General features: G+C 39.2%; 15 protein-coding genes. 1 reads left to right on the top strand and 14 read right to left on the bottom strand.

The features are described 5' to 3' along the window. Nucleotides 1-11: 11 nt before the first annotated feature. Entirely contained in the window at nucleotides 12-4,565 is a 4,554-nt protein-coding gene (gene gltB / locus ACE199_RS02745) for a glutamate synthase large subunit (protein WP_375348465.1), read from the bottom strand. 273 nt (nucleotides 4,566-4,838) lie between these two features. Here gltB and gltC point away from each other — a divergent pair, with 273 nt between their 5' ends. Continuing rightward, entirely contained in the window at nucleotides 4,839-5,741 is a 903-nt protein-coding gene (gltC, locus tag ACE199_RS02740; protein WP_375348464.1) for a glutamate biosynthesis transcriptional regulator GltC, read from the top strand. A gap of 70 nt (nucleotides 5,742-5,811) precedes the next feature. Here gltC and ACE199_RS02735 read toward each other — a convergent pair whose 3' ends face one another. The 13 genes from ACE199_RS02735 to ACE199_RS02675 all read right to left on the bottom strand — a co-directional run bounded on the left by ACE199_RS02735 (nucleotide 5,812) and on the right by ACE199_RS02675 (nucleotide 17,513). Next, nucleotides 5,812-6,996: an ABC transporter substrate-binding protein gene (locus ACE199_RS02735; protein WP_375348463.1), complete on the bottom strand. Its 1,185-nt coding sequence runs from the start codon at nucleotides 6,994-6,996 to the stop codon at nucleotides 5,812-5,814. 79 nt (nucleotides 6,997-7,075) lie between these two features. Next, nucleotides 7,076-7,783: an ABC transporter ATP-binding protein gene (locus tag ACE199_RS02730; RefSeq protein WP_375348462.1), complete on the bottom strand. Its 708-nt coding sequence runs from the start codon at nucleotides 7,781-7,783 to the stop codon at nucleotides 7,076-7,078. After that, nucleotides 7,776-8,540: an ABC transporter ATP-binding protein gene (locus tag ACE199_RS02725; protein ID WP_375348461.1), complete on the bottom strand. Its 765-nt coding sequence runs from the start codon at nucleotides 8,538-8,540 to the stop codon at nucleotides 7,776-7,778. The genes ACE199_RS02730 and ACE199_RS02725 overlap by 8 nt, the downstream gene beginning before the upstream one ends. Before the next feature lie 3 nt (nucleotides 8,541-8,543). Further along, nucleotides 8,544-9,557, bottom strand: a complete 1,014-nt coding sequence (locus tag ACE199_RS02720) for a branched-chain amino acid ABC transporter permease (RefSeq protein ID WP_375348459.1) — start codon at nucleotides 9,555-9,557, stop codon at nucleotides 8,544-8,546. After that, nucleotides 9,554-10,420 carry a branched-chain amino acid ABC transporter permease gene (locus ACE199_RS02715; protein WP_375348458.1) on the bottom strand — a complete coding sequence of 289 codons (867 nt, stop codon included), beginning with the start codon at nucleotides 10,418-10,420 and terminating at the stop codon, nucleotides 9,554-9,556. Before ACE199_RS02715 ends, ACE199_RS02720 begins: the two co-directional genes overlap by 4 nt. Before the next feature lie 31 nt (nucleotides 10,421-10,451). Continuing rightward, nucleotides 10,452-12,122 carry a long-chain fatty acid--CoA ligase gene (locus ACE199_RS02710; RefSeq protein ID WP_375348457.1) on the bottom strand — a complete coding sequence of 557 codons (1,671 nt, stop codon included), beginning with the start codon at nucleotides 12,120-12,122 and terminating at the stop codon, nucleotides 10,452-10,454. Nucleotides 12,123-12,217: 95 nt separating this feature from the next. Then, nucleotides 12,218-12,625: an acyl-CoA thioesterase gene (locus ACE199_RS02705; RefSeq protein ID WP_375348456.1), complete on the bottom strand. Its 408-nt coding sequence runs from the start codon at nucleotides 12,623-12,625 to the stop codon at nucleotides 12,218-12,220. Nucleotides 12,626-12,659: 34 nt separating this feature from the next. Further along, nucleotides 12,660-13,223 carry a TetR/AcrR family transcriptional regulator gene (locus tag ACE199_RS02700; RefSeq protein WP_375348455.1) on the bottom strand — a complete coding sequence of 188 codons (564 nt, stop codon included), beginning with the start codon at nucleotides 13,221-13,223 and terminating at the stop codon, nucleotides 12,660-12,662. A gap of 92 nt (nucleotides 13,224-13,315) precedes the next feature. Continuing rightward, on the bottom strand, nucleotides 13,316-14,485 hold the full coding sequence (locus ACE199_RS02695; protein ID WP_375348454.1) for a thiolase family protein: 1,170 nt from the start codon (nucleotides 14,483-14,485) through the stop codon (nucleotides 13,316-13,318). Between the two features lie 16 nt (nucleotides 14,486-14,501). Next, the gene (locus ACE199_RS02690; protein ID WP_375348453.1) at nucleotides 14,502-15,275 is read right to left on the bottom strand and encodes an SDR family oxidoreductase; all 774 of its coding nucleotides are present in this window, start codon (nucleotides 15,273-15,275) and stop codon (nucleotides 14,502-14,504) included. An 18-nt stretch (nucleotides 15,276-15,293) separates the two neighbouring features. After that, nucleotides 15,294-16,499: an acyl-CoA dehydrogenase gene (locus ACE199_RS02685; protein ID WP_375348612.1), complete on the bottom strand. Its 1,206-nt coding sequence runs from the start codon at nucleotides 16,497-16,499 to the stop codon at nucleotides 15,294-15,296. 160 nt (nucleotides 16,500-16,659) lie between these two features. Beyond that, the gene (locus tag ACE199_RS02680; RefSeq protein WP_375348452.1) at nucleotides 16,660-17,067 is read right to left on the bottom strand and encodes a MaoC/PaaZ C-terminal domain-containing protein; all 408 of its coding nucleotides are present in this window, start codon (nucleotides 17,065-17,067) and stop codon (nucleotides 16,660-16,662) included. Beyond that, entirely contained in the window at nucleotides 17,064-17,513 is a 450-nt protein-coding gene (locus tag ACE199_RS02675; protein ID WP_375348451.1) for a MaoC family dehydratase N-terminal domain-containing protein, read from the bottom strand. Before ACE199_RS02675 ends, ACE199_RS02680 begins: the two co-directional genes overlap by 4 nt. Between the last annotated feature and the right edge of the window lie 5 nt (nucleotides 17,514-17,518).

Below are 17,518 nucleotides of genomic sequence, written 5' to 3'. Positions count from 1 at the left end.
TCTCTCCTTTCCTATTGCATAACTGCTTCTAATTTTTTAACAGGTGCTTTTTTCTCTTGTGCAGCATTCGCTTGAAACGCACTCATAACCGCTTGTTCATCCGTTAAGCCTGCTTGCTTTTGTTCTTCAATACTTTTCATCATGCGCTTATAGTCTTTCGGGATAATTTTGACAAACTTCTCTGCAAGCTCTTCCCAATTTTCAAGAACATAAGCTGCTTTTGCACTGCCTGTGTAAATATAATGACTTAGTACCATTTCCCATACTTCACCAATATCATTCTCTGTTTCAAGTGACTCAAATTCAATCATTTCTGGATTGCATAAAGCTTTAAATGCCTCACGATCATCAGCTAGAACGTAAGCAATTCCACCAGACATACCTGCTCCAAAGTTTTTCCCTACTTCTCCTAAAATCACGACACGTCCACCAGTCATATACTCTAGACCATGATCTCCAATTCCTTCAACAACAACATTTACACCGCTGTTTCGAACAGCAAAACGCTCACCCGCACGCCCATTAATATAAGCTTCACCACTTGTTGCCCCAATTAAAGCAACATTTCCAGCAATAACATTGTCAGACGCTTCAAATGAAGATTCAGCTGGTGCCTTAACAATTAACTTTCCACCAGATAATCCTTTTCCAAGATAGTCATTCACATCACCTGTTAAATGAAGCGACATACCATTCGGGATAAAAGCACCAAAGCTTTGACCAGCTGAACCTGTAAAACGAAGGGTAATTGTTTCTTCAGGTAAACCTTCTTCCCCGTAGCGTTTAGAAATTTCACTACCAACAATTGTTCCTACAACACGATTTACATTCGTAATCGGCAACGTAATATCAACTGGGATTTGATTATCTAAAGCCGGCTGTACTGCTGGCAAAATTTCTTTCATATCTAATGATTCATCAATTTTATGATTTTGAGGCGTTTGGAATGTACGAACCCCTTCCGGTTGATATAAAAGAGTAGACAAGTCTAGATGCTTCGCTTTCCAATGTGCTTTAGCACGTTCACTTACTTGTAAAACATCTGTACGTCCAACCATTTCCTCTACTGTTCTAAATCCTAGTTCCGCCATTAACTCACGTACTTCTTCTGCAACGAAGCGCATATAGTTAACAACATGATCTGCATTTCCTGTGAATTTCGCACGAAGCTCAGGATTTTGTGTTGCCACCCCAACAGGACATGTATCTTTATGACATACACGCATCATTACACAGCCTAAAACAACAAGCGGCGCTGTCGCAAAACCAAATTCTTCTGCTCCAAGAATAGCAGCCATAACAACATCTTTACCTGTCATCAGCTTTCCGTCCGTTTCTAATACAACACGGTCACGTAAGCCATTTAACATCAATGTTTGATGAGCTTCTGCAAGTCCAAGCTCCCAAGGTAATCCTGTATGCTTAATACTTGTTTTTGGTGATGCTCCTGTACCACCGTCATATCCACTAATAACAATTACATCTGCAGCACCTTTTGCAACACCCGCTGCAATCGTTCCTACACCTGCTTTTGATACAAGCTTAACGCTAATTCGTGCATCACGATTCGCATTTTTTAAATCATGAATTAATTGTGCTAAATCTTCAATCGAATAAATATCGTGATGCGGCGGTGGAGAAATCAATCCAACACCTGGTGTCGATCCACGTACTTCCGCTACCCATGGATATACTTTTTGTCCTGGAAGCTGTCCGCCTTCCCCTGGTTTTGCACCTTGTGCCATTTTAATTTGCAGCTCATCCGCATTTACTAAATAGTGGCTTTTTACACCAAAACGGCCTGAAGCAATTTGCTTAATTGCACTTCGACGATTGTCTCCATTCTTATCTAAAGCGTAACGTTTTGGATCTTCTCCGCCCTCACCGCAGTTGCTTCTTGCACCTAAACGATTCATCGCAATCGCTAATGTTTCATGTGCTTCTTGGCTTAGTGAACCAAATGACATGGCACCGGATTTAAAGCGGCGAACAATTGAATCCACAGACTCCACTTCTTCAAGCGCTAATTTCGGACGCGTTGAATCAAATGAGAATAGATTACGTAAGAATCCAATTCTTTCTTCATTCGCAGCTTGAGAATATTTTTTATATAATGCATAGTCATTATTGCGGCTTGCCCATTGAAGCGTATGAATCGTTTCTGGATTAAACGCATGATGCTCACCATGCTTTCTCCATTGGAAGTCACTTCCAGTTTCTAACGTATCATCGTATGAATCAGCATAAGCTGCGTTATGACGAATCAGTGCTTCTTCAGCAATCGTTTCTAATCCAATTCCATCGATTTGTGAAGCTGTTCCAGTGAAATAGCGCTCGATGACATCAGAGCCAATTCCAACTGCTTCAAAAATTTGAGCTCCACGATAACTTTGTACTGTCGAAATCCCCATTTTAGACATTACTTTTACAACGCCTTCAGTCACGCCATACACATATTTCTCAACTGCTTCTTCATAGCTAACCGTTAAGCTTCCATCTAAAGCAGCTTGTTTATATGTCGCATAAGCAAGGTATGGAACAATCGCATCGACCCCATAACCAATCAGTGCCGCAAAATGATGAACTTCTCTTGCTTCCCCTGTTTCGATAATGATGCTCGCTTTACTGCGATTTCCTTGACGAATTAACTCTTGATGCAGTGCGCTCACAGCAAGTAAAGCTGGAATAGCTGCTTCTTGTTTATTCGTATTACGATCAGAAAGGATTAACAAACTTACTCCTTCTTCAATCGCTTGTTTAGCTTTTTGGAACATGCTGTTTAAAGAACTTTCTAAATCTTCCGAAAACAAAGTGTCGATGATAACACTTTTAAATTCTGGATAAGCATTCTCTTTTAATTGTGTTAACTGACCATTTGTTAAAATAGGCGTTTTAAGTTGAACTCGATGACAGTTTTCTTCAGTTGGGTGAAGTAAATTCCCTTCTGCACCTAAGAATGTCATAGTAGACGTCACAATTTGTTCACGAATCGAATCAATTGGAGGATTCGTTACTTGAGCAAATGACTGTTTAAAGTAATTAAACAGAGATTGCGGACGATCTGATAAAACAGCAAGTGGCGTATCGTTCCCCATTGATCCCAGCGGGTCTTTTCCTTCTGTTATAAAAGGAAGCAAATATTTTTGAACATCTTCATATGTGTAGCCGAATGCTTTTTGACGAACAACCAAATCTTCCATCGGCTCTTCTTCGCCCACTTCATTGTTCAGTTGTACAAGTTGTTCATCTAACCATTGTTGATAAGGATAAGCCGCTGCCATTTCGTTTTTAATCTCTTCATCCGAAATAATGCGTCCTTCTTCTAAATCAATTAATAGCATTTTTCCTGGACTTAAACGCTCTTTATATAATACATTCTCAGGCTCAACGTCGATTACACCGACTTCTGAAGAGAAAATAATATAATCATCTTTTGTTACATAATAACGAGCTGGACGCAGACCATTTCGATCTAAAATCGCCCCAATTTGTTTCCCATCTGTAAAGGAAATCGCTGTTGGACCATCCCAAGGCTCCATCAGGCAGCTATGATACTCATAAAAAGCTTTCTTTTCTTTTGGCATATGAGGATTTTCTGACCATGGCTCTGGAATTAACATCATAGCGGCATGTGCAGGTTTTCGACCAGCTAGGACAAAAAATTCTAAAGCGTTATCTAGAATAGAAGAATCACTTCCATCTTTATTTAAAATCGGAAGTACTTTCGCTAAATCCTCACCAAAAACTTCTGACACAAACTGCTGCTCACGTGCTTTCATCCAGTTAATATTGCCTCGAAGCGTGTTGATTTCTCCATTATGAATCAGGTAGCGATTTGGATGTGCTCTTTCCCAACTTGGGAATGTATTTGTACTAAAACGAGAATGTACTAAAGCAAATGCTGAAACAAAAGACTCATCTTGTAAATCTAGATAAAACGCATCGACTTGCTCTGGTGTTAGTAGTCCTTTATAAACAATCGTTCTAGTGGAAAGACTTGCAAAGTAAAAACGTAGTTCACGTTCTTCCGCCCAATGTTCTGCTTGTTTACGAATGATATATAATTTACGTTCAAATGCTAATTCCTCTTCAATGTCTTTGCTTGCACCAATAAATATTTGACGAATAGTCGGACAAGTTGCTTTTCCGCCTTCTCCAAGGTGTTTAGGATCAACAGGCACCGTTCTCCATCCAAGAACTGTTTGTCCTTCTTGTTCAATTAGTTGATTCACTTGATTTTCAATTTCTTTTTGTTCACCTTCATCGTTCGAGAAAAATAGCATTCCAACCCCATAACGTCCTTTTTCAGGCAGGTTCATTTCTGGACATACTTGTCGGAAATAATGGTCTGGAATTTGTACCATTAATCCAGCTCCATCCCCTGTAAGTGGATCACTTCCTTGTCCACCTCGATGATCTAATTGGCAAAGCATATTCAGTCCTTTTTTCACAATTTCATGTGTTGCTTGTCCTTTTAAATGAGCGTATAAGCCGATCCCACATGCATCATGTTCAAATTCAGGACGGTAGAGACCTTGCGCTTTTGGTATTTGATTATAAGTCATGATTTATCTCCCCCGTTTCATTTTCTGATCTTAATTAATATTTTAAGTTTTCAAAACGATATAAACAATATATCATTTAGATAGAAACCATCTATTTTGTGAATGAATTAGCAAAAATATGTATATATTCTATCGTTTTCATACTCTAATTAGTTGGAATAAAGGGTTTTTATCCCTCTTTATCCATTTTAGAATGCGATATTGATATAAACGATCCACTAATGAGATTGTTTATATCTTATATAGATATAAAGGAAAAGTGAGGAAAATAATATGGAACTACGACAATTACGTTATTTTATAGAAGTTGCTGAACGAGAGCATGTCACATCTGCTGCAGAACATCTGCATGTAGCTCAATCAGCCATCAGTCTTCAGATTACGAAGCTCGAAGCAGAACTCGGTGTAACATTGTTTGAACGAGTGGGAAGAAATATTAAATTAACAGAAATCGGAAAGATTTTTTTAACGCATGCGAAATCAGCGATTAAAGCAATTGATTATGCCAAAGAAAAAATTGACGAATACTTATCTCCAGAAAGCGGGACCATTAAAATCGGCTATCCGACAAGCCTTGCTAATCACTTGCTGCCAACGGTTATTTCCGCTTTCAAATCGAATCAGCCAAACGTTTCTTACCATCTACGACAAGGTTCCTATGCCTTTTTAATTGAGGCTGTTAAAAATGGTGATATCGGTTTAGCACTTCTTGGCCCTGTCCCAACAAACGAACTCGATTTGGAAACTCATATTTTATTCTCAGAGGGTATTTCCGCTTTAGTTCCTTCTAGCCATCCTTTAGCTGAAAGAGAAAGCCTAGCACTTAGCGATTTACGAAATGATGACTTCGTATTATTCCCAAAAGGTTATGTTCTTCACCAGATTGCCTTTAATGCATGTGAACAAGCAGGCTTCATACCGCATATTACAGCGGAGGGAGAGGATATGGATGCGATAAAAGGACTCGTTTCAGCCGGCATTGGCGTTAGCCTTTTACCTGATGGAACGCTTTATAATACAACTCCTCCCTCTACAGTAAAAATAAAAATTGATACACCGCGAGTAAAACGAACCGTTGGAATCATTACTTCTAAACATAGAGAACTAGCACCAACCGAAAAAGTATTTTATGAGTTTGTCAAAAAATTCTTCTCCATGCTGGAGCAGTATCAGTAATCGGAAATCAAAAAAGAGATGTAAAAGTAATGGAACCTCATTACTTTTACATCTCTTGCTTTTTTAGCCTTTATTCAACTTCCATCTCCTTGATTTCTCCATCTTCAACGACACCAAAGTGTAATTCATAATCAAATGAACCTTCTTCTGTAATCTTCGGAACAAGATATGTTTTTCTTTCTTCTGGAATGGCATCCAATCCATCTTGGACATGTTCATATATTTTTTTCGGATCATCTACAGTTCCTGCTGCTTTCATTGCTTCAACAAATGCATGTAAACCTATATAATGAATACCTGCTTCTGATCCTGGATTTTCTTTATATTTAGCATTATATTTTTCTTTAAAACTCGGAACCCCTGGTGCTTTTGAATAAATAAGAGGTAATACGCCTACTGCACCTTCTAGTACTTCATAGGAACCCGTTATTTTTTTCATTTCATCTAGTTTTGCTTGATCCATGACGATGAATCCACCTTTAAAGCCAAGTTCTCGTGCTTGTTTAGCTACTTTGGCCGTTGGCTCAGACGCACCACCGATAAAAAGAACATCTGGTTTCTTCTTCAGCGCATTCGTAATCACTGTAAAGAAATCTGTATCTTTCGCAAAGTTAATCGAAGACTCATAGACAACCTCTCCACCTTGTTTCTTCCAATAAGGTAATAAAGTTTCTGTCCAATCTTTTCCGTACTGTGAACTAGTTGGCAATGCCGCGATTTTTTTACCAAATCGCTCCATCGCATAGTTTGTAAACGGCTCTACATATCCATCATATTTAGGGGGAATTTGTACCGTTAATTTGTTGCCCTCTTCTGTTACACTTGGTTCAGATGTATAAGCACCAATAATAAAGTTATCGACTTCATTAAATACTTGCAGAGCTAATACTCCGCCGCTATGTGGTGTGAAAATAATCGGTGTCTTATGCTCTTGAACTAATCGCTTTGCATTGGAGGCCGTTTCATTAGGGAGATATTTATCATCTAATGGCACAAGATTAATCGTATATGTCTTCCCATTCACTTCAAATCCGCCTTCATCGTTAATTTCTTCAGCAGCCATTTTTAAACCATTTAATGTTCGTTCTCCATAAAAAGCGGCAGCCCCACTAAGCGGACCACTATACCCAATATTGACGACCCCTTTTTCGCCGTCTTTTTCAGATGAACCACCTGTTGTTGAGTCACTGCACGCCGTTACAAATACTAACATAACGATTACACTGAGTAAAAACAAACCTTTAAATCGTTTCATAAGCTTCTCCCTCCATAACGATTAGTTGATTGCGGACTAACAGAGATAAACATTCCCTACTGATAGAAACTCCACCTTATTAAGCACCGATGTAAGCTTTACGTATACGATCATTCGCAAGCAGCTGTTCTCGCGTTCCCTCTGTTACAATCGAACCGCTTTCAAATACATAACCTTTCGAAGCAATTTTTAAAGCCGCATTCGCATTTTGTTCCGCAAGTAAAATCGTCATGCCTTCTTGATTGATTTGCTGAATGACAGCAAACATTTGCTCAACAATAAGCGGCGCTAATCCAACAGAAGGTTCATCCAGCATCATTAGCTTTGGTTTAGACATTAATGCACGTCCAATTGCGAGCATTTGTTGCTGGCCACCACTTAATGATCCCGCTGCGTCATGGCGCTTTTCATGAAGGATCGGAAATAATTCATATACATGTTCCAGCGACTGTTTAATTTGCTGTTTTTTTCTCCGATGAATATAGGCACCCATTTGCAAGTTTTCTTGCACACTCATCGCAGAAAATAAATTTCTTCCTTCCGAGCATTGAACGATACCAGCTTGTACAATTTTATCAGCAGAAAGTTTCAGGATAGAACAGCCTTGAAAAAGAATATCTCCTTGATTTGGTTTACTTAAGCCGCTTATCGCCCGAAATGACGTACTTTTTCCGGCTCCATTCGCTCCTAATAAAACAACAATCTCACCGGACTTCACCTCGATATTCACATTTGAAATCGCTGTGAATTCGCCATATTTAATCGAAACATCTTGTAGTCTAAGCAATCGCACTCCCTCCTAGATACGCTTTGATGACCGCTTCATTATTTTTAATCTCATCTGGCGTTCCTTCTGCGATTTTTTCACCATAATTCAATACCATAATCTTCTGAGCTAATTTCATCACCATTTGCATTTTATGTTCAATCAGACAAACAGTTAAACCATAATCGACCATCTTCTGCATTAACTGGGCTAGTCCTTCTGTTTCATCTGGATTCACTCCCGCTGCCGGTTCATCCAGAAAGATAATTTCCGGGTCTGTTGCGAGAGCTAAAGCAAAGGCCACTCTTTTTTTCTCTTCTTGCGAGATATTGGTAATCATTTTATGTGTAATATTTTGTAACCCAACAAAGGTGAGCACTTCCATCGCTTTTTCTCTGCATTGCTTCTCTTCACGCTTCAAGCGCTTTGTTCTAAAAATGGCATCGAACAAATTCGACTCTGTTCGTAAACGATGACCAACCATAACGTTATCTAAAACGGTTGCTTGTTCAAAAAGATTCGTTGTTTGAAACGTTCGTGATATCCCTAACTTAGCAATTTGATTAGCTGGCAGTGTCGTAATATCAGTCCCCTTAAATATTACTTGTCCAGATGTCGGAGGATGAAAACCACTAATCAAGTTAAAAAAAGTCGATTTCCCCGCTCCATTCGGACCAATAATCGCATTAATTTTCCCTTTTTCAATCGAAAAACCAACATTATTCACCGCTACTAACCCACCAAATCTCTTCGTTAACTGTTTTGTTTCTAAATACATGGCTCATCCCTCCTTTATTTGTTTTTTCGTTGGTGTCAATGACTCATTAACGATGGGAACTTTCCTCTTTTTTGCTTGCGCTCTAGTCTTTAGACTGATGAAAGCTCCCACAATGCCTCGTGGATAAAAAATAATAATGAGCGTTAAAAGAGGACCGAATATAAGCATGCGATATTCTTGTAAAAATTGTAGCTGTTGTGAAACCCAAACAATGACAATCGCCCCAACAACCGGTCCTGAAATGGTACCAATCCCACCTACTAAAAGATACATAAGCAAATCAAACATTACAGACGTATAAGCAATTTCCGGACCAATAAACCGAATCACTGAGGCATACAGGGCCCCAGACATCCCTGCAAAAAAAGTAGACAATACAAACGCAAGCAATTTATTTTTCATCGTTGAAACCCCAATGGTTGTCGCTAACTGCTCACTATTTCGAATAGCAATAAATGTTCTTCCCGTTAAAGAATGAACAATTCGATAAATAATCAACAGAGAAAGAAGCATGAAAAACAACACTAAATAATATTGGGAATGTACACTATCAAAAGCAATCGGTCCTATATTCGCTGGTGTAGGGATGCCAATTAAGCCACGAACTCCCCCTGTTAGCCCTTCCCACTTATCAATGACCAAATAAATAATATAACCGACACATAATGTGTAAATAGCGAAAAAGTGTTCCTTTGTTCGTAAAGCAATTAAGCCAACCAATAATCCGATTAGCGAAGTAATCCCTAATGTTAAAACAAAGGCGATCCAATAATTCATTTCAGCCTTAACGGTCAGCAGACCTAAAGAATAAGCTCCAATAGCAAAGAAACCAGCATGTGCTAACGATAAATAGCCTGTATAGCCAGCAAGTATATTTAAACCAGATACGGCAATAACCCATATAAAAGCCGTTGTCATTAAATATAGAAAATAGTCGTTTGGAACAACAGTTGGAAAGATAAGAGAAAGAAGGACAAAGAAAATGATACTGTTTCTTTTGTTGAAGATTGAAGTCATGTATGTCCCCCCTTAACAAATAATCCCGTTGGTTTGATTGTTAAAATCAGCACGAGAAGTATGAAGGCAATAATATCTTTATAATCATTCGAAATATAGGTTGCACCTAAGCTTTCGCTAAATCCTAAAATATAACCGCCTAGAATGGCTCCAGGAATACTGCCCATCCCGCCCAAAATGATAATTACAAAAGCCTTTAGGATTACTAAGTGGCCCATACCTGGAAAAACAAGATTAATCGGTGACGCAAGTGAAGAAGCAATCGCTGCCAGTCCACCTGAGATGAGAAATGTCAGCATCGCTACTTTTGTCGTATTAATCCCAACTAAGTTGGCTCCTTCTCGATTTTGAGACATCGCGATAATCGTTGCTCCTGTAAACGTCTTTTTTAAGAACCAATTTAGAGCAATCATAATGACAATCGCAGCGACGATAATTAATAGCCGTTGCATTGTAAAGGTTAAACCGAAAATCGAAACCACTTGGTTATATGGTGTAGGCATTGTTAAATAATCTCCACCCCACACTAATTGAGCAAATGATTCAAGAAACAAGAGGATTCCAATCGCAGCGATTTTATCATGTAATGGAGGAGCGTTTCTTAATGGATGAAACACAAACCGCTCCATTAACACACCAAGCAGACCTACAGCCACAACAGCAATGAGAATCGCTAGCCAATAATGAAAGCCGAACTTCGTCATCATCGTAAAGGTCATATACCCGCCCATCATATATAAGGCCCCATGTGCAAAATTAGGAATGTGCAAAATACCATATACTAACGTTAAGCCTAATGCGACCAAACTGTAAACGCTTCCAATGGTTAGCCCATTAAATAACTGTTGTATAAGAATATCCACTTGTTCTCCTCCTTTTCCACCCATCATCTCATTAGGCGTTTTCTAATTTGGACAACTCATCTTCTTGAAGCTTTCTCCAAAGAATTTTGCCGCTGCTTGTAGTCGGAAAACTTTGCTTGAACTCAATAATTCGAGGATATTTATACGCAGCCATATGCTCTTTTGCCCATTGTTTAATTTCACCCTCACTAATTCTACCAACATATTCATCTTGTAAAATGACGAAAGCCTTCACCGTTTCTCCTCTTCTTGCATCTGGGACACCGACAACACATGCTTGTTTAACAGCTGGATGTTTATAAAGAAACGATTCAATTTCGGTCGGCCATACTTTATAGCCGGACGCATTAATCATTCGTTTTACACGATCAACAATGAAAAAGTACCCTTCCTCATCATAACGACCGATATCCCCTGTTCTAAAAAAGGACTTGCCATCCAGCTCAATAAAAGCGTGTTTATTTTCTTCTTCACGGTTATAATAGCCAGTCATAATTTGTGGTCCATGTGTAACGATTTCTCCTACTTCATTTGCACCAAGCTCTTTCCCCGTCGCAGGATCGATAATTCTTGAATCCACATCGAAAGTTGGCACACCTAAACATTGGAGCTTTGGTCGATCTGGCGGATTAACATGTGTCTGGGCAATCGTTTCAGATAGTCCATACCCTTCTACAAATCGAATACCCGTTAACTCCAACAATTTTTGACCTATCGCTTCTGGTAAAGTTGCACCGCCGCCTGAAATGGAGAGGAAAGAAGCTACATCTTCGGCCCTCAAATTTGGATTCGATAAAAAATCGACTAACATCGTACTAATCGTCACCCAATGCGTACATTTATACAATCGAATGAATTCAAGCGCATGCTCACGATCCCATCTTGTCATAATGACAATCGTACTTCCCGTATAAATAGGCGTATGCATACTTTGAACCATTCCTGTGACGTGAAAGAGAGGAAGCGTCATTAAATGAATTGTATTGGGTGTTGGTCTGGAAAAATGAAATGAACCGAGAATATTGGCTTGAACCGTTTTATTCGGATGCATACACCCTTTTGGCAAACCTGTGGTGCCAGACGTATAAGGGATTACCGCTAAACTATTCGCATCTACTGTATGAGCAGTTGGTACATAATTAGCTGCAATGGCATTCTGCCAGCAAACATGCTGATTTCCCTCAAAACTTTTTCGCGGCTCTGCTACTTCTTTTGGCAAATGAATCACTTCGTTAGCCGTAAGATAATCTGAATAAGCTGCAATAACAAGATTGTTTAATGTTGTAGATTGTAATAAAGGAGCTACTTGATCATAGAGTTCTTGACCGATGATGGCCGTTTGAATCTCACAATCTTTTATATAAAATTCAAGCTCTGAAGCCGTTAACATAGGGTTAATCGGAACAACAACGGCATCTGCACGATTAATAGCATAGTACGCAGCAATAAACTGAGGAGAATTTTGCATAAATAGCAATACTTTCTCACCCTTTTGCACTTCAAATGCTTGTTGCAAAAAACCCGCTAGAGCAATTACTTCATCATGCAATGTTTTATAGGTTATGGTGGTTCCATAAAAAATTAACGCCGTTTTATCTGGATATCTTTTAGTAGTAACAGAGAGGTTATCGTACAGAGAAGTTTGTGGCAGAGTTAATGAGGTCGGAATTCTTGGCCAAAATTTGTAATGATTAGTAAGCATCTTCATCGCTCCCTTTTCATGAAATGATGCAGCAAATCTAAAAAAAGAATCTCTATATAGTCTATTCCATATTGTTACGTGCTCGGATTAATAAACTAGTTATTGGATTCATATCGTTTAAGTCCCTCATATAACGCATCGGGTATGGCTACAGATTGTTTATTTTGATGATTAAAACAGACAACAACTGATTGTGCCTTCGCAACGAGACTTCGGGTCGCTCGATCAATCATTTGATGTTGCAGTGTATAGCTTTTCGTCCCAATTTTACTGACAGTTGTCTCAACCTGTAATGTTTGACCAAAGAATACCTCTTGTAAAAAATCACAATAACAAGAGGCTAAAACAAAGCTCATATTCTGTTCTTTACTGCCAAAACCTACCGCATGAAAAAACTGTGACCTTGCATCATCTAGGTAAATATAATAACTCGTATTACTCACATGTCCAGAAGCATTCGTCTCGGACATGCGAATATGAATATCAATGATATGTTGATTCACGAAAATCTCACCTCTTTACTAAACGAATCGATATTCACGATTTAATGCCATGTAAAATGAAATCTAAATATAGCCTAGTCAATTCCTCAACAGACATTTCACCTTCGGAACTATACCAATAATAACTCCAATTTGTAATTCCTAAAATACCTAGAGCGAGTACATTTGGATGTGCATTCGCTTTAAATTCTCCATTTTTGATGCCATCCTCTAAAACTTTTTGATAATTCAGACGAAACTGATTGCGTATTTGTTTGATTTCTTCTATATGCTCTTCTTTGATATTTCTCATTTCTCGAAAAAAGATTCGTGCTTCATTTCGTTCCCTTTCAATTCGGTCGAGAAGCATATAGATAATATCATGTAATTTCTCTGTATTTGTTTTCGTTGGATGATGAATGATTTCTTCTTGATGCTGCACCAGATTTTCAATATAAGCTAAGCAAATAGCTTTTAATAATTCTTCTTTGCTAGAATAATAATAATAGAATGTGCCTTTCGTTACACTGAGTGAATCAACGATATCTTGAATAGAAGTTTCTCGATATCCTTTTTGATCAAAAAGAGTGAGGCTTGTCTGAAGTATTTTATCTTTCATACGAATTTGTCCTCTCATTTAGCAGAATTTTTTACCATTATAACATACAAATATAAGGCTCTACTTTCTACTAAATAACGTACGAACTCATGCTATTCTCTTTCAATAATCGTCGCAATGCCCTGACCGCCGCCAATACATGCTGTAATTAATGCATATTTTCCTCGGCTTCTCCTTAATTCATAGATAGCCTTAGTTGCTAGAATAGCTCCTGTTGCTCCTAGTGGATGACCGTGAGCAATCGCTCCTCCATTGACATTGACTTTCTCCGGGTTCATCTGAAGCTCTCGATCGCAGGCAATAACTTGCGCTGCAAACGCCTCATTAATTTCGATTAAATCGATATCATCTAGTGCTAATTTTGATTTTTCAAGTACCTTTTGTGTAGCCGGAACAGGACCAATTCCCATAATATTCGGATCCACGCCTGCTACAGCATATTCACGAATCGTTGCAAGCGGGTTAAGACCCAACTGTTCAGCTTTTTCTCGAGACATGATAACAAGTGCTGAAGCCGCATCATTTAAACCTGAACTACTTCCGGCTGTGACCGAACCACCTTCAAGAAAAGCGGGAGGAAGTTTTGCTAAAGCCTCTAGTGTCGTTTGCGGTCTTGGATGTTCATCACGATTAAAAATAGTCAGCTCTCCCTTCCTATTCGGAATCTCAATGGCCACAATTTGCTCATCAAAGCGTCCTTCCTGCATAGCCGCTGCCATTCGTTGCTGACTACGAAGAGAAAAGGCGTCTTGTTCTTCTCTCGTAATCTCGTATTTCTTCACAAGATTTTCAGCTGTAATGCCCATAGGCGGATCTCCTATCTCTTTCGGTGAAAGCTGTGATTTACGAAAAGCAGGCGGAGCAGCACTATAAGCCTTTGTTGGTCGATTCATCAAGTATGGAGCTTGACTCATGCTTTCTGTACCACCAGCGATATAAATATCTCCATCTCCTGCGCGAATCGCTTGCGCTGCCAAATTGATGGCATTAAGACCGGAACCACACTGGCGATCAACTGTAATACCTGGTAGTTCAAGCGAAAGCCCAGCTTGCAAAGCCGTTAGTCGTGCAATATTCCCTCCACCGCTCAATACATTTCCCAAAATGACATCATCAATCATATCTGGAGTAATATTCGCTCGTTTAATCGCTTCTTTCAGTACCTCTGCCCCAAAAACATGGGCTGAAACCGTTGCAAGTGCCCCCCCTTGACGACCAATAGCTGTACGGACAGCTGATACAATAACCGCATCTCTCTTCATTTTTTCCCTCCTCCTTTTAGGTAGCATTTGTACCGCCATCTACGACAAGAATTTCACCAGTAATAAAATCAGAAGCTTTAGAAGCTAGAAATACAGCGGCTCCTTTTAAATCATTTTCTGTACCAAATTTTCGAAGTGGTGTTCCTTCTAAAAATTGTTCGGAGCCCTTTTCCATCGTTACTTTAGACATTTGCGTTGGAAAAAATCCTGGTGCAATAGCATTTACATAAATCCCACGAGGTCCCCATTTCACTGCTAAATCTTTCGTAAATGTAATGACGGCACCTTTACTAGAATTATAACCAATCGTATCCATCAACTTTGGATTGCTTCCTTTTAATCCGGCTACAGAAGCGATATTAATAATCTTTCCATATTGTTGCTCTAACATCACTTTTCCAACAGCTTGTGACACTAAGAATGTTCCGGTAACATTTGTGTTCATTACTTTTTGCCAAGCAGAAAGCGGCATTTCTTCCACGGGAGCTCCCCACGTTGCTCCGCTATTATTGACTAAAATGTCAATTCGTCCAAACTTCTCAAGCGTTTTTGCAACAAGATTTTCAATGTCTTCAGGATTCGTAATATCACATTTCAACGCCAGTGATTCTACTCCCATTTTTTTTAATTGTTCACTTACTTCCATACAGGCAGCTTCTTTTCGCGAACAAACAACAACATTTGCTCCTGCCTCAGCAAAACCTTCTGCTATTTGCTTTCCGAGTCCGCGACCACCACCAGTTACGACTGCTACTTGTCCTGTTAAATCAAACAATTCTTTTACATGCATCTTTCGTTCCTCCTTTATTTAACGGTATTTTTGCAGTTCATATTTGGCTATCGCTCTACGATGAACTTCATCTGGACCATCTGCTAATCGTAATGTGCGAATATTGGCGTAGCTTGCTGCTAAAGTGAAATCATCACTTACACCAGCACCACCTAGTGCTTGAATTGCACGATCAATTACCTTTAAAGCCATATTGGGAGCGACGACTTTAATCATTGCAATTTCTGCTTTGGCCTCTTTATTTCCAACTGTATCCATCATATAAGCCGCTTTTAATGTAAGAAGTCTCGCTTGTTCAATTTCAATCCTGGATTCGGCAATCCACTCTTGAATAACACCTTGCTCAGCTAGTTTCTTACCGAAAGCTTGTCGATTTTCTACTCGTTCACATAGTTCTTCTAACGCTCTTTCCGCGGCACCAATTGTTCGCATACAATGATGAATCCGGCCAGGTCCTAATCGACCTTGAGCAATGGCAAATCCTTTCCCCTCACCCCAAATCATATTGGAGGCAGGCACCCTTACATTTTTATACTCGATTTCTGCATGACCATGTGGAGCATGATCATAACCGAAAACAGGTAACATTCGTTTAATCGTTACTCCTTCTGTATCTAAAGGTACAAGGATCATTGACTGCTGCTCATATTTATTCGCTTTCGTATCACTTTTCCCCATAACAATCGCGATTTTGCAGCGCGAATCTCCTGCACCTGATGACCACCATTTTGTTCCGTTAATGACATATTCATCACCCTCACGAACAATACTCGTGCGAATATTCGTCGCATCTGAAGAAGCGACATCAGGCTCTGTCATCGAAAAACAAGAACGAATTTCCCCATTTAGTAAGGGATGGAGCCATTGTTGCTTCTGTTCTTCTGTCCCATAGCGGACGAGCACTTCCATATTTCCTGTATCAGGGGCCGCACAGTTGAACACTTCAGGCCCAATGCTAGAGCGCCCCATTATTTCACAAAGAGGGGCATATTCCAAATTCGTTAACCCTGCCCCATATTCACTGTCAGGTAAAAATAAATTCCATAAGCCTTGACCTTTCGCTTTTTGTTTTAGCTCTTCCATAATCGGGGGCGTTTTAGCAAAACGATTATGCGGATCTAATTGTTCCTTATATAATCGTTCATTGGGATACACATAATCGTCCATAAAACGCAATAGTTTTTGTTCGTATTGCTTTACCTTATCTGAATATGCGAAATTCATCATAAACACACCCTTTTATGATTTTTAATTAATACTAACTAGTCAGTATGTTAGTTCATGTTTTATTTCGATTGACTAGTCTTATGCTTATCTATCTGTCTATAATCTATTATGTAACTGTGATGGTTCTTTGTTAGAGAACCATCACTTTTGTATCCGTTTATAATTCATAAAGAGCATACATCACTTCTCCCGCTATCACATTCTCTCCATGTTGATTGACAGCTCTAACTTGAAAACGCAATGCTTGTGGTGATTTTTCAGCTAACGTAGCCTGTAAGCGAATCACATCATGTAGAAATACCATACCTTTAAATCGAATCGAGAAGGTTTCAATACATCCTTCCTCATAATATGAGGTGAATAACTTGGATAAGTTCCCCATTGTCCACATACCGTGAGCAATGATCCCTGGTAACCCCGTCGCTTTCGCTTCTTCATCAATCGTATGAATCGGATTGTAATCTCCAGAAGCTCCTGCATATTTAATTAAATCTAACCGTGATACAGGCTCCAATTGGATATCGGCTAACGTTTCCCCGACTTCTAATTGTTGAAGTAACGTCATACAGAAATCTCCTTCCGAACCGTTTCTGTAATAATAACCACTTGCTTAGCTTTAAAGAGAAATTCACCATTACGGTCTTCACCGGTATTGTGTAACACTAAAAATCCCATTTTTCCGTTTTTCCCAGATTTCTCATAATAATCCGTAATCTCTGTATAGCAATATACTTCTTCCTCTACTAATAACGGGCGTTTGAACGTATATGTTTGTTCACCATGAATTAATCCTTTTGCTGGAAGGTTCAATCCATCAATCGTTCCATAGTCGAATACTCGTGAAAAAGTGGGCGGGGCAATATTTTGTTTGTACCGAGATTTTCTTCCTGTTTCCTCATCTATATAAATAGGATGAGGGTCTCCAATCGCAGCAGCAAATTTCTTTACCGCTCCTCTTTCAACCCGATTTTTCACTTTATCCGAGCGTGCACCAATAAATGATTGAAACATATACA

The organism is Peribacillus sp. Hz7, from assembly GCF_042136355.1.
Lineage (GTDB): Bacteria > Bacillota > Bacilli > Bacillales > DSM-1321 > Peribacillus > Peribacillus asahii_A.
This window is presented reverse-complemented; position numbering and strand designations above follow the sequence as displayed.

Bases quoted from the DNA above. Each gene is read 5' to 3' on its own strand.
- ACE199_RS02735 (WP_375348463.1), bottom strand. From the start codon at position 6,996: ATGAAACGATTTAAAGGTTTGTTTTTACTCAGTGTAATCGTTATGTTA.
- ACE199_RS02720 (WP_375348459.1), bottom strand. From the start codon at position 9,557: ATGACTTCAATCTTCAACAAAAGAAACAGTATCATTTTCTTTGTCCTT.
- gltC (WP_375348464.1), top strand. From the start codon at position 4,839: ATGGAACTACGACAATTACGTTATTTTATAGAAGTTGCTGAACGAGAG.
- ACE199_RS02685 (WP_375348612.1), bottom strand. From the start codon at position 16,499: ATGAATTTCGCATATTCAGATAAGGTAAAGCAATACGAACAAAAACTA.
- ACE199_RS02695 (WP_375348454.1), bottom strand. From the start codon at position 14,485: ATGAAGAGAGATGCGGTTATTGTATCAGCTGTCCGTACAGCTATTGGT.
- ACE199_RS02675 (WP_375348451.1), bottom strand. From the start codon at position 17,513: ATGTTTCAATCATTTATTGGTGCACGCTCGGATAAAGTGAAAAATCGG.
- ACE199_RS02690 (WP_375348453.1), bottom strand. From the start codon at position 15,275: ATGCATGTAAAAGAATTGTTTGATTTAACAGGACAAGTAGCAGTCGTA.
- ACE199_RS02680 (WP_375348452.1), bottom strand. From the start codon at position 17,067: ATGACGTTACTTCAACAATTAGAAGTCGGGGAAACGTTAGCCGATATC.
- ACE199_RS02700 (WP_375348455.1), bottom strand. From the start codon at position 13,223: ATGAAAGATAAAATACTTCAGACAAGCCTCACTCTTTTTGATCAAAAA.
- ACE199_RS02725 (WP_375348461.1), bottom strand. From the start codon at position 8,540: ATGTATTTAGAAACAAAACAGTTAACGAAGAGATTTGGTGGGTTAGTA.
- gltB (WP_375348465.1), bottom strand. From the start codon at position 4,565: ATGACTTATAATCAAATACCAAAAGCGCAAGGTCTCTACCGTCCTGAA.
- ACE199_RS02710 (WP_375348457.1), bottom strand. From the start codon at position 12,122: ATGCTTACTAATCATTACAAATTTTGGCCAAGAATTCCGACCTCATTA.